10 protein-coding genes are annotated in these 12,287 nt (G+C 59.5%); 2 read left to right on the forward strand and 8 right to left on the reverse strand.

Annotated elements, in window-relative coordinates; all coding sequences use genetic code 11:
- Positions 1-191 precede the first annotated feature (191 nt).
- Positions 192-527, forward strand: coding sequence for a DUF190 domain-containing protein (locus tag ACFPTO_RS13125; protein WP_377711775.1), 336 nt, complete (start codon positions 192-194; stop codon positions 525-527).
- A 150-nt stretch (positions 528-677) separates the two neighbouring features.
- On the opposite strand, the gene ACFPTO_RS13130 is transcribed toward ACFPTO_RS13125, so the two are convergent.
- Positions 678-1,751, reverse strand: coding sequence for an alkene reductase (locus ACFPTO_RS13130; protein ID WP_377712093.1), 1,074 nt, complete (start codon positions 1,749-1,751; stop codon positions 678-680).
- Between the two features lie 192 nt (positions 1,752-1,943).
- On the opposite strand from ACFPTO_RS13130, the gene ACFPTO_RS13135 reads away from it, so the two are divergent.
- Positions 1,944-2,819, forward strand: coding sequence for a LysR family transcriptional regulator (locus ACFPTO_RS13135; RefSeq protein WP_377711776.1), 876 nt, complete (start codon positions 1,944-1,946; stop codon positions 2,817-2,819).
- On the opposite strand, the gene ACFPTO_RS13140 is transcribed toward ACFPTO_RS13135, so the two are convergent.
- The 7 genes from ACFPTO_RS13140 to ACFPTO_RS13170 all read right to left on the reverse strand — a co-directional run bounded on the left by ACFPTO_RS13140 (position 2,798) and on the right by ACFPTO_RS13170 (position 11,841).
- Positions 2,798-4,507 carry a putative bifunctional diguanylate cyclase/phosphodiesterase gene (locus tag ACFPTO_RS13140; RefSeq protein WP_377711777.1) on the reverse strand — a complete coding sequence of 570 codons (1,710 nt, stop codon included), beginning with the start codon at positions 4,505-4,507 and terminating at the stop codon, positions 2,798-2,800. The genes ACFPTO_RS13135 and ACFPTO_RS13140 overlap by 22 nt on opposite strands.
- A gap of 327 nt (positions 4,508-4,834) precedes the next feature.
- Positions 4,835-5,560, reverse strand: a complete 726-nt coding sequence (locus ACFPTO_RS13145) for a GGDEF domain-containing protein (protein ID WP_377711778.1) — start codon at positions 5,558-5,560, stop codon at positions 4,835-4,837.
- A 2-nt stretch (positions 5,561-5,562) separates the two neighbouring features.
- The gene (locus ACFPTO_RS13150) at positions 5,563-5,958 is read right to left on the reverse strand and encodes a DUF1987 domain-containing protein (protein WP_377711779.1); all 396 of its coding nucleotides are present in this window, start codon (positions 5,956-5,958) and stop codon (positions 5,563-5,565) included.
- Positions 5,959-5,977: 19 nt separating this feature from the next.
- On the reverse strand, positions 5,978-6,541 hold the full coding sequence (locus ACFPTO_RS13155; RefSeq protein WP_377711780.1) for a SiaB family protein kinase: 564 nt from the start codon (positions 6,539-6,541) through the stop codon (positions 5,978-5,980).
- Positions 6,542-6,553: 12 nt separating this feature from the next.
- On the reverse strand, positions 6,554-7,786 hold the full coding sequence (locus ACFPTO_RS13160) for a SpoIIE family protein phosphatase (RefSeq protein WP_377711781.1): 1,233 nt from the start codon (positions 7,784-7,786) through the stop codon (positions 6,554-6,556).
- Positions 7,787-8,096: 310 nt separating this feature from the next.
- Positions 8,097-11,042 (reverse strand): putative bifunctional diguanylate cyclase/phosphodiesterase, encoded by a 2,946-nt coding sequence (locus ACFPTO_RS13165; RefSeq protein ID WP_417629192.1) that lies wholly within the window; start codon positions 11,040-11,042, stop codon positions 8,097-8,099.
- Between the two features lie 130 nt (positions 11,043-11,172).
- A complete protein-coding gene (locus ACFPTO_RS13170) occupies positions 11,173-11,841 on the reverse strand; it encodes an N-acyl amino acid synthase FeeM domain-containing protein (protein WP_377711783.1) in 669 nt (222 codons plus the stop codon).
- Between the last annotated feature and the right edge of the window lie 446 nt (positions 11,842-12,287).

A 12,287-nucleotide genomic window follows, 5' to 3' on the forward strand; every position in this document is an offset into this window, starting at 1 on the left:
CGGCTGATGATGCATGCGAATTCTTGAACGGAAAGCGCCGATCCAGCCGGTCGCGCCGGAATAGCCTGCGTAGGCATTGCAGTTCCCGTCCGGATAGAAGTACAAGCAAAAAGGACGCTGCACGCATGATGTGGAAACCCATCCTCGCCATTTCTCCGGGCGCGATCAACGCTTGCTGAGGGAGCATTGCCATGAAAGGCTTTCAACTTACATTCTTTACTCAGCAGGATCGCCGCCATCATGGCAAGCCGGTAGCCGACTGGCTTATTCACCTCGCCAAGGAGATGGGGTTGCACGGCGCGACCGTGCAGGCGGGAGCCGAGGGCATTGGTCACCATCATCGTATCCACTCGGCGGGTTTTTTCGAATTAGCCGATCAACCCCTGTCGATCGTTATGGCGCTCACGACCGACGAGTCCGATCGGTTGTTCGAACGCTTGCGCGCGGAAGGGGTGCATCTCTTTTACGTGAAGACGCCCGTCGAGTTTGGCGTTCTCGGTGAGGAGGACGGGGAGTCTGGTGGATGATAGGTGGGCCGGGATGGCGGCGCAATTCGCGGTTATCGATGCCCGTTTTCGAATCGGGGAACAGGTAGGGCGCTGCCGAACAACCGACCTGTTGATGTGATGAAAAGGCCGGTGCGCTGTAGAAGAACAGCGACCGGCATGACGACGTCTTCAGACGGCTTGTACTTCGCTCAGGGTCGGATAGTCGGTGTAGAACTTCTCCGTACCACCAAAGAAACCCTCCCGGTGCGGCTCGTTCATCACTGCATTGGCCTTGAGCCGTTCGACGAAATCCGGGTTCGCGAGAACCATCGACCCGTAAGCTTCCAGATCGGCCATGCCCGACGCAACGTCGGCGCCAACCTGCTCGCGCGGCCGGCCCGGACGGTTCAGGATCAGCTTGCCCCTCCAGAGTTTGCGGAGGTCGGCCAGAAGCGGCTCGTTGCCCTGATGCATCACGTGCAGGTAGGCCAGCCCCAGTTTGTCGAGTTCTGCAACCAGGTGACGATACAACTGCGGGCCTTCCTCGCCCTCGTCGATACCCCACATCGTTGTGCCGGGCGACAGGCGGATCGCAGTTCGATCAGCGCCAATTTCGTCGGCAATGGCCGTGGCGACTTCGATCGCAAAGCGCACGCGGTTCTCAATCGAGCCGCCATACTCGTCCGTGCGTGTATTGGCGCTGGGTGCGAAAAACTGCTGGATAAGGTACGCGTTCGCGCCGTGAATTTCGACGCCATCGGCGCCGGCCTCAACCGCTCGACGCGCCGCAAAAGCGAAGTCGGCCACCGTCTGGTGTACTTCCTCGGTCGTCAACGCGCGCGGCACCGGAATGTCCTGCATGCCCTTCGCCGTGAACATACCCGTGCCCGGTGCGATGGCCGACGGTGCGACGCCCATGCGGTGGTGAGGCGTGTTATCCGGGTGCGACATCCGCCCGGCGTGCATGAGCTGGATAAAAATATGACCGCCCCTGGCATGCACGGCATCGGCGATTTTCTGCCAACCGGCCACGTGAGCATCGGTGTAGATGCCCGGTGTGGTCAGGTATCCCTGGCCGTCGTCGGAAGGCTGGGTACCTTCCGAAACAATCAGGCCGACGCCTGCGCGCTGCGCGTAATACCTGGCGGCCAGCGCGCCAGGCGTGCCATCGAACTGTGCGCGCGAACGGGTCATCGGCGCCATGACCAGGCGGTTTTGCAGGGTGTAGCGGCCGACGCGGACCGAATCGAACAGTTTGCTCACGATGAAATCCTCGAATGGGGTTAATGCAAGGACAGGCAGCCCGTCTTTTACGGATCCGAACCTGAATGCCGCTCTGGTCCGCGAGTGCTTCGGATGCAGCATGATCTTGCGATGGAGGCATCATCGGCTGCTTCGCATGGAAGATAAAGATGGTGTTTCGGATATCATTGATCCGTAAATGGAGCAATGAAGATGGACGATTATCTGAATGACATGGCCCTGTTCGTGGAGGTCGTCAAAGCCAATGGTTTTCGCAACGCAGCAGAAGCGGTGGGGATACCGAATTCGACGCTGTCGCGGCGGATCAGCGCGCTGGAGCGAACTATCGGGCTGCGTCTTTTGCATCGCACGACGCGCAGGATCGAACTGACTGAGGCAGGGCAGATTTACTTTGAACGGTGCAAACGCATCGTCGATGAGGCGCGCCTTGCCCATGAACAGCTTGGCGAAATGCTCGCCCAGCCCAGCGGGGTATTGCGCGTGTCGTTACCGGTGGATTTCGCCGTGACTTACCTGGCGCCGTTAATTGCGGATTTTGCCGGACTTTATCCCGGCATGACCTTCGACTTCGATCTCACCCCGCGGCGAGTCGATCTGGTCAGTGAACCCTTCGACGTGGCGATCCGGATGGGAGAGTCCGAGAGTTCACAACTGATTGCGCGCACACTGACCTCACTGACACCGTGCCTCTATGCATCGCCGGGATACCTCGAACGTGCGGGTGAACCTGAAAAACCCGCCGATCTTGAACGGCACGCATGTCTCAGCATCCTGAAGGCCGACGCCTGGACGTTGCACGAAGGAAAACGAACGGTCACGGTGTCCGTAGGCGGGCGTTTCTCGCTCAACAGCGTCGGTATGATTCGTCGCCTGGCGACGCTCGATATGGGCATTGTCCTGATGCCGCCGGAGGTCGTCGCCGCCGAGTTGGCAAGCGGGGCGTTGCGTCCAGTCATGCCAGGATGGCGCGGCGCGCCAATACCGGTCTACGCCATCACGGAAACGCGCCTGCTACCCGCGAAAACGCAGCGCTTTATCGAGTTTCTTCAGGAACGTTTGACACGGTAAAGCGGCAATTCGCCAATCCTGGAGAGGAAGTGCCGGAACTCGGGTTCTGGCGCTGGACGATGAATCGCATAGCCCTGCCCATAATCGCAGCCCCATTCGCGTAGCAGCGACAGGGAGTCCGGATCCTCGATGCCCTCGGCCACCGTCTCCAATCCCAGAGACCTCGCCAGCAGCAAGATGGCGCGGACGATCTTCTGATTGTTGGGATCCACGGCCAGCGTCCTGATAAACATCTGATCGATCTTCAGGGCCGAAGCGCGCATCTTTTGCAGGTAAGCCAGCGAAGAATGACCTACCCCGAAGTCGTCTATGGCCACGCGATATCCGCGCTCGCGCAGCTCTGAAATCACGCGAATGCCATGGTCGACATCCATCATCACCGCGCTCTCGGTGATTTCCAGTTCGATGTCGTCCGCCATCAGGCCGCAGCGCCTGGCATTGAGGTCGATCGCATCGAGCAGCCCATGATCACGCAAATTGCGCACTGAAATATTCACCGCGACCCGCTGCGGGTATCCCGCTGTACGCCAGGCTGCGGCATCGGCGAATGCCGTGGCGATCACGTTGCGCGTAACCCGGTCGATCAGCATCGTCTCTTCGACCTGCGGGATGAACAGGCCCGGCGTGATCAAACCGCGCTGCGGGTGAAGCCAGCGCACCAGGGCCTCGCTGCCGGCCACATCGTTGGTGGACAGCGCAACTTTGGCCTGATACCACACGGACAACTCGCCGCGGGCGATGGCTCCGGGCAGCGCTCCGAGCAGGCTCAGGTTTTCCTTGTTGGTGCGATCGTTTGCAATGTTGTAGAGCGCGCTGGGGGATTTGCTCAGACTGGCCGAATACATGGCAACGCACGCTTTTTGCAGCAGACCCTCGGCCGTCTGCGCGTGATCCGGAAAATGCGCCGCACCTACGCTGGCGTCTACGTGAATGGGTACGCCATCCACGATGTACGACTCGTCGAAGATCCCCTCGATGCGAGCGAGCGCCAACTGGCGCGACTCGACGTCATCGGTCACGATCGCCAGCCGGTCATCCTGAATCAGCGCAAGCAGGGACCTGGGCGGCACGATTTGCTTGGTGCGTTCAATGATCTGTGCCAGCAGGCGCGTGCTGAAACTGGACCCGAAGGTATTCTGGATGTCGAGAAAAGCATTAAGCTGGATCACCGAGACGATTAGCGTGATCCCTTTGGGCGTTTTGCGTATTTTTGCGTCGAGCGCCTGGGTCAGTCCCGAACGATTGAGTACGTCCGCACCCTCATGATGGGTGCGAAGCCATTCCAGCTTGTGCAGGTATCGGCGATACAGGTGCGACAAGGCGCCGACCAGCGCACCATTGATACACAGGAAGATCAGGCGGTAGATCCAGTTCAGGTACGTCTGCATCTCCCCCGTGAGCGTGTCGATCGGCATGAACGGCCCGAGGGCCAGGCCACTGGCGATGCCCGCGAGTATGCCCCCCCGTATGCCAAACGCGAAGCCACCCAGCACGACCGGAATGTATATCAGGTGCGACCAGGAATAGCGGATGCCTCCCATCGTATAGACCAGCCATGCTGTAGCGAGCACCAGGCTGACGATCACGACGGCCGCTATCAATTTCACCGTCGCAGGCATGATGACGAGAGCCGCCCCGATCGGCCGGAGCAACTTCGCGTTGATTTTCTCTCTATGCCATGTACGCATGATTGCAGCCGTCCCCTTGCCAGTGGAGCGCCCGATTGCATGGCTGCATTCGCTTTAACGGCTCAAGATTCGTTACGAATGCAACGCGCATGTTCAGGCGGCTTCGATGACTATGGCTTGTGCCTCGATTTGCCGGTCGCGCCGCAAGGCCTGCTTTAGTTGCTTCGCAACTGTATCGTAACGTAACGCCTGGCGTCGTTCTCCTCAATCCTGATTCTCCCAAGGTGCACGGGACGATCGTCGCCTCGACTCAACGGGAGAGAAACTGTCTCGGCAAACCCCGCGCGTGCATATGGCCGACCGGCAGGGCCCGGTGGTAGAACCGGCCTATTGATCGGCGAATTCCACGCGGTTGCGCCCGCCGCGCTTGGCGCGGTACAGCGCTGCGTCGGCCAGACAGTATGCAGTATCGAAGCCGGTTCCGATTTCGTTGATGCTGACCCCAAAGCTGGCGGAAATGCGACGATTTACCGGTGGAACGATCAGGGTATCGCTGATGGCGACGCGCATGCGCTCGGCAAGAAGCGCTGCGCTGGCCGATTCATGACCGGGCAACAGCACGGTGAACTCTTCGCCGCCCACGCGCCCGACAAAGCCCTGTTCACCGACAATTCGCCGGAGACAATCGACGACACCGAGGATCACCGCGTCTCCCGTGGGATGGCCGTAATCGTCGTTGATCCGTTTGAACTCGTCGATGTCGAGGACGATCATCACTGCGCTGTTAAAGCGCAAAGTCCTGGTGGTCCGTTCGATTACAGCACTGCGGTTCAGCACGCCAGTTAATGCATCGTGCGACGCCCGATGCATTAACTGTTGAGCGAGCGATTGCATTTCACGCTCGGCGCGGTCGCTATGTCCGATCAGACGCCGTGTCTCGCGTATCAGGCGCTCGAAGTGTTCGATGAGTTCACCCAACGACCGGCGATAGTCGGTCGCATCGGCATCGGTAACGGCGTGCTTCGCTCGAGCTTGCTCCAGTGCGGCGCTCTCGCTCTGGAACAGATCGGGCGCGATACCCGGGGTTAATTCGCGGAAGGATGTCGAAGGCATCCTTATCGCCCTTCGTCCGCGATGGGACGATCCGTGAACTCGATTGCGCAGAAATCGGCCCTCAGTTCTTCGCCAAACTCGGCGATCGTCTCATCTTCCTCGTCGCGGTACCAGTTCATCAACACGCGGGTTCCCGACTGCGCCGCCTGATCCAGTGTGTCGAACATGTTGAACAGCATCTTGGTGCTCGAACTGTTGAAGTAGGTCAGCGCGACGTCGATGGTGATCACGGCCCCCGCGTTCTCGGCCAGATACCTGCGCAACTGCTCGATGATGGGAGCGTAAAACGCTGCCGCGTTCTCGGGATATGACTCGCCTTTGATCGACAACACGTGCTGATGAAAGCGGAAATCGACCTCGGGTGAGGTCGTCGTAGCGGCAATGTGTAGATTATCCATGGCTCGTATGCCTCCTTGATCAGATAATGGCCATGAGGCAAAACAGCGTGGTGCCGGGTTCGTCGGCACGCGAATGAAAAGCGAATTCAAGGGGCGCACTCGCATCGCGCGCCATTGTCAGAAAACCCAGACCTGCGCCCTTACTATTCGCAGGCGTGTCGGCGCGCAACGTTACCTTGTATGCTTGCCGGATCTCTTCAAGCGACATGTTGCGCAGAGGTTCCAGCTTGTTGCGCAAGCTCTCGACCTCGTCGGTCGCCATTGGATTGACGCACAACATCGCATAATGCTCACCGTCCCTGGAAATGCACACGGCTCCCTCGCGTATGGCGCCTCTGCCTTCGTCAGCCGGCTGGAGCGCATTCGATGAGTAATGGACGATGTTCTGCGACAGCTCGATAAAGGACGAGAAGAGTTTGCGACGGGTCGGACCGCTTACCCCCGCGACTTCCAGTTGCAGCTTTACAACCTCGCCCATCGCTGCGACGACGTTATGGGAGAAGTAGCCCTTGTGGTAGAAGAGCACGTTGCGTCGCTGCGCGAGTTCGAAAAAAGCGCTGTCTTGATCGAGTAGTTGAGACATTCTTGGACTTGACTAGATACGGGCACAAAAAAGCGTGACGTCATCGCGGCGTGGCTGCGCGCCTTGCCATTCGGCGAGCGCCAGCCGAAGGTGCTCGCAGATTGTCGACGGTGGTTCTGTTCGGTGATCGAGAATCATGTCCAGCGCGCGGCGTCGGCCGAAAGCAATGCTTCGCGGGCCGCCGATCTGATCGGTCAGTCCGTCCGTGCAGATGAACAGCAGGCTGCCGGCCGTTACCGGAATCGAGTGCAGGCTCCATGCATAGTCCGCGCCGCTGTCGACATAACCCACGCCCATTCGATCTGCAGTAATCGTCTCGAACTGTACGGCGTCGGGTGACAGGATGTGCAGCGAGACCCTCGCCCCGGCGAAATGCAGCACGCTCTCCCTGGGATCGAACCAGAAGAATGCGGCATCGAGGCCGTCGTTGGACTGGCTCCCTTCGTCCGCATCGTTCACCTGCCCCAACAGGCCTTTGACGTTTCGATTGACCGCTGCGAGCAGGGCGGCCGGGTCGCGCGGACCTATCTGTTCGAGCGCCTTCGACAACGACGCGGAGGCAAGCAAGGTCATGAACGCGCCAGGAACGCCATGGCCTGTGCAATCGGCGACAGCGCCAAACCAGCCATACGGAAAGGCGGCAAAGTGATAAAAATCGCCGCCGACCACGTCACGCGGTTCCCAGACCATTGCGCCGTCGCGAAGCCTTGTCGAGAGCGTCTCACTGGAAGTACGCAACATGGCGCGCTGGATCACGCTGGCGTACTCGATGCTCTGCATGAGTTGACGGTTTTTCTCCGCCTGCATTTCCGCAACTGCGCTTACCAGTTGAAGACCGCTGCCCAAGCCGAGGAAGCGTCCGTCGCGGGTCACGATGAAACCGTCGACCAGCGCCTTTTCTCCGGCCTCGACGGCCCTGAATGCCAGCACTTCGATATTGACGTTTGCATCGACGACGAGCGGCTCTTTATCCATGAACGCGATGCAGCTTTTCTTGTCGTAGAGCTCGTGATGGAAAGGCTTACTCATTTGCGACATGAAAATATCGCGATTGATCAGACCAATTGGTCGGAGATCGTCGAGTACCGCCAGGCTCCCCATATCGCGCCGCGCCGAAAAAATCTCCATGACCAGGGCGTTGGTGTCCTCGGCGTCAACGGATGGAACTTCCTGGCACAAGTCTCCCGCTGTGGACAGATTCCTCTGTGCGGAAGAGCGGCGAAACCCCGAGAACGCTGGATGCATGGTAACGCCAGTCGATGTATGCGGAAACATCGCAAGCTAAGGTGTCTCCGTGTACTTCTTGTGACAAAAGAAGGCTGATTCGATGAACGTATGCGAAATCGTAAATATGCGGTTGCGAAAACGTTTGCGTTTTGGGGGGGAATCGAAAACTGGTATTGGCTCATTTGCGCGAAGGCAACGTCCAGAAATTAGAATGCTTCTACTCACGCTTGGTTGATGAACGCATGGCGGCGCGCATTCCAGCGCTGCTGCGGGCGCTTCGTCGAGCGGCATGGTGAGCGATACGGCTTGATTGCCGGGCAATTGCGGATCAGATCACAATTTCCTGCTCCATGTTCTGGTCATCCGCACCACGGTGCAGCGTCTGCTGCGCATTCAGATAGTTCATAAGCTCGGCGTTCGTCACGAAGCTCGCGGCGGAGTCGTTCGCGAGAATGGCCTCGGCCTCTTGTGGTTTCGCGATTGCGAAGCCTTGCACGTAATCGACGCCTAGTTCATTCAGCGCACGCAAGGTGTCGAGATCTTCAACCCATTCGGCGATGCTGCGCATGCCGAGATTGCGTGCGAGGGTGATGATCGCCTCGACAATCGCAATATCGGCGGGATGGTTACACATCGTGCGCACAAACTCGCCGTCGATCTTCAGCGCGTCGGCCGACAGCTTCTTCAAGTACCGCAACGATGTGTGGCCTGCACCAAAATCGTCGATCGCGATCTTCGCACCCATCTCGTGCACGCGCGCGATGAAGCGTTCTGTGTGCTCAAGATCGTGCAGTGCGACGCTCTCGGTGATTTCGATGCACAGGTAATGGACGACGTCCTTGTGACGTGCGAACAATGCGAACAGCTCGTCGACAAAGTGTTCGTCGTTGAGCGATCCACCGCTCAGGTTCACGCATACGAAGCAAGTGGTGGCGAGCATTGCACGGTTCTCGCGCAGCCATGCGAGCGTCGTCGAGAGCACCCAGCGGTCGATCTCGACGATGGTGCCGGTGTCCTCGGCGGCTGCAATCAACTTCGCGGCGGTCGCCACCGAGCCGTCCGGCATGCGCAGGCGCAGCAGCACCTCGAAGTCGAGCGATTCCGCCGGTGCGCGCATCGACATGATCGGTTGCATCACGAGGAATAATCCCTCGGGCAGGCGGCTCTGACCCAGCGCCTCGATCAGATTGATCTCGGCGGCACGCTCCTCGAATGCCGGTGCGCCCTTGCGCAGTGTGACAAGCCGCGCGCTGCCGCCGCGTTTCGCGGCGCGACACGCGCGGTCGGCATGGGCGAGGGCATCAAGGACCCGCTCGCCTGGCGAGCACTCGACAACACCAATCGATCCCCTGACCTGGAACGCGCGTGTATCGACGTGAATCGGTGTGGAATTCAGCGCGACGACAAGTTCGCGGCAGCACGCTGCCGCGTCGTTGATCGCCGCATTCGCGAGCACCCACACGAATTCGTCACCGCCAATTCGCCCGATAGGGACGTGGGAGCCGAAACACTCGACGAGGCGCGTCGCGACGTGCCGCAATATTTCGTCGCCGGTCCCGTGGCCGAACAGGTCGTTGAACTGTTTGAACCTGTCGAGATCGAGATATGCGAGTGCCCACGATCCACTTTCGCCGCATCGGCGGCTAATTGCCTGCTCGATGCCGCGACGGTTCAGGAGCCCGGTGAGGGGGTCGTGCTCGGCCAGGAAGTGCAGCCGCTCCACGGCTTTCGAGTGGTCCGTCACGTCCTCAAGCGAGCCTTCGATGAAGCCGTTCGCGCGAATCGCCCGCAGCGAATAGCGCCGCGCCTCTGTCTGTGTGTCGGCTGTGCCCCCGATTTCGATTGACGCAGAGTCTTCGCGCTCCAGGAGCTCGGCGAGGGCGTGCTCGGCGCCAGGGATGAAATAGTCGGCCCAGCGCTGCGTACCGTCGTGCTCGTACGGCAGGCCCAGCATCGAGCGCAGCGCCGGATTGACGCGGACGAAGCAGTTTTCCGCGTTCAGCGTGAAAAGGCCGATTGGCGTCACGTCATACGTCTTGCGCAGCTCGGTCTCCACTTGCTGGCGGCGTGTGCGCTCTTCGCGCACACGTTCTGCAATGGCGACCGCACAAAGCATGCTTGACGACAGCGCCGTCACGACGGGACTCAGCCCGCCCGCCAGCGCTTTCACGCCGAGCGCGGCAGCGAGCACTTCTGATAGCGACGCGACCAGGACGATGGCCATTGACGCCACATACCACAGCACGGCGCGTGAGCGCACCTTGAAGACCAACTGCAGCAGGAAGTAAGTCAGTACCAGTATGCCGAAGCTGGCGCTTGCCCATAGCACCGGGATGAAACGTGCGTAGTTCAGTGTGAATGCTGCGGCCATCAGCAGGCAGCCAACATACTGCACGGCGCGCAGGCTCCAGCGCAGGCCAATTTCTCTCAGCTCGCGGCGAAACAGCTCCGAAAAGAGCGTCGCGGTCAGCACGTAATAGGAAGCGAACGTGAATTCCCGTAAAAACGCAATATGGTCGGGAGGAATCAGCCGGCCCAACCATTCGGTATCGAAGCCCATTGCGTTTGCGCTCAACCGGAGGTTGCCGACGAGCCAGGCGGCAAAGATCACATAAGTCCATTCACGATTGATGATTGCCGTAATAAATACGAAGGTAGCGAGTGTCAGCAGGCCGCCGGTGATCAGCGATGCGCCCTGCTGGAAATCAAGGTTTGTTTCCTTGAGCGTGTCGCCGCTCGCTGCGAAGGCCGTGATATAGGCGGGTTCCGAGAAGGTGCCTCGGCACAGGATCTGCTCATCAGGCGTGTGCTCAACGAGCCTGAGTGCAAATCCGGCCTTGTTGAAGCGCATCTCGCCGCTCGTGCCGTGGCGATCGCCCGCGCCGAGGAGCTTTAAATCGGGGGTCGTCCGCCAGCAGGATAGCGTTTTCGCGTGCCGCGACGGCAGGTCGAGGAACGTGGAGCCTCCGTTAGTGAGGACAGGCGGGGTGAGCAAGAACCAGATTGGCGTTTCCGCGAGATGGGTACTGAAGCGTGCAGTGGGTGCCGCATCGCGCAGGCGGGCGATAGCGATGGCGGGTGGCATTGTCGCCGACGGATCCGATATCGCGGGAAAGCTTAGCGGGACGGCTCCCGTAGTATCGAATTGGCGCGGTGCCCAAAGCACGACTGCAATGCTGCCAAGCACAATCAAAATTGGCGCTACGTACACTGAGAACCGACCGAAAATCCATCCGGTCAGTCGGTCCCTAAACGTCCACGTATCGCTTGTCATGTGCTGCCCTTTCCCCGATGACTTCATTCTTGATTTCATTGCAATGCTGCGATAGTCGGTAGCGAAAGACAATTGTGCTGACGCTACCGACCGGTTGTCCGCCCGAATGCCTTCGAGCGGACATCTCACTTTACGCTTCGCTCAGTGACCGCAGACGGCTAACGGTGCTACCCGGCAGATCGCCGCATTTAGCGCTGCGGCCGACGTCGCCGTGTTTCGTTACGACGCTAACATCGATGTCGGGGTGGTTCGTTTCAAAAACGAATCGGAATAACGGATGATTGACCCGCGCCCAGCGTTGACGCGCTAAAGCAACCGGTTTCGCCATCAACCGATGCGGCAACCCGCCGACGTGCGCCATCGGCAGGAATTCGTTTTGCCCGTATACATCGTCGAACAGCATCGCCTCGTATTCCCGATCAAGCGGTGAACGCGCCGTAATTAGCATCCAGTCGACTCCCTTTTGCGCGCAATACATAAAATAAGCCTTGCACAGCGCCACCTTCACCAGCCGGCCGATCGTCCCGCGCGCGACGCCAAGTCGCGTCGCCTCGGCAAGGCGCGTCTGGCCCAGCCAGTCCGGCAGGACGACCGATTGCTCGACGGCAAGCGGTCCGAACTCGTTCGTCTGCACCCGCATGGTGCCGAGCGGGCCGCCATCCAGCCGCGACTGCGCGAGCAGCACGACAGTACCGGGCGCAGCATCCATCGCCTCGATACCCATGGTTTCGGCGAATTCCGGAACGTGACGCCGATAAGCGGCGCGGCGCATCTCGACGGCCTTGTCGAGATCAGCCACGCTGCTTACCACCTTTATCGTAAACGGCAACGTCTCCGTTTTCTTTACGGCACTCTGATTGAAGCTCTCTCCGAGCGACGTGTATTCCGAATTTTGCGTTAAAAGAACTGACTCAGTGCGGTCCATATCAACCCCGTAGAAAAATGTGAAAGAAATTTGTCACGTTCGAAGCAGCAAAGTCGCTCCTGGCGCGACAAACCAGATTCTCATCCACGTAAATGCCGTGATATGCGTAATAGGGAACAGACGGGAGTCAGTCTTGAAGACAGCGTTTCGCACCGCAGATCACGAATTGGCGTTTCGACCGTAACGTCGCGCGTAAAGGCGCGTAGGAGGGAAGATTGGAGCGATGCTTTGCGGGTGAAGGCAAGCCCGGTAGGCGCCGACTTTATGCAGCCTGAATCGATTCAGGCTTCGCGGCCCCGCACGAACCCGGCAGGGAACGA

Source organism: Paraburkholderia denitrificans (assembly GCF_042655705.1).
Lineage (GTDB): Bacteria > Pseudomonadota > Gammaproteobacteria > Burkholderiales > Burkholderiaceae > Paraburkholderia > Paraburkholderia denitrificans.

Bases quoted from the DNA above. Each gene is read 5' to 3' on its own strand.
- ACFPTO_RS13125 (WP_377711775.1), top strand. From the start codon at position 192: ATGAAAGGCTTTCAACTTACATTCTTTACTCAGCAGGATCGCCGCCAT.
- ACFPTO_RS13165 (WP_417629192.1), bottom strand. From the start codon at position 11,042: ATGACAAGCGATACGTGGACGTTTAGGGACCGACTGACCGGATGGATT.
- ACFPTO_RS13150 (WP_377711779.1), bottom strand. From the start codon at position 5,958: ATGGATAATCTACACATTGCCGCTACGACGACCTCACCCGAGGTCGAT.
- ACFPTO_RS13155 (WP_377711780.1), bottom strand. From the start codon at position 6,541: ATGTCTCAACTACTCGATCAAGACAGCGCTTTTTTCGAACTCGCGCAG.
- ACFPTO_RS13160 (WP_377711781.1), bottom strand. From the start codon at position 7,786: ATGCATCCAGCGTTCTCGGGGTTTCGCCGCTCTTCCGCACAGAGGAAT.
- ACFPTO_RS13135 (WP_377711776.1), top strand. From the start codon at position 1,944: ATGGACGATTATCTGAATGACATGGCCCTGTTCGTGGAGGTCGTCAAA.
- ACFPTO_RS13140 (WP_377711777.1), bottom strand. From the start codon at position 4,507: ATGCGTACATGGCATAGAGAGAAAATCAACGCGAAGTTGCTCCGGCCG.
- ACFPTO_RS13145 (WP_377711778.1), bottom strand. From the start codon at position 5,560: ATGCCTTCGACATCCTTCCGCGAATTAACCCCGGGTATCGCGCCCGAT.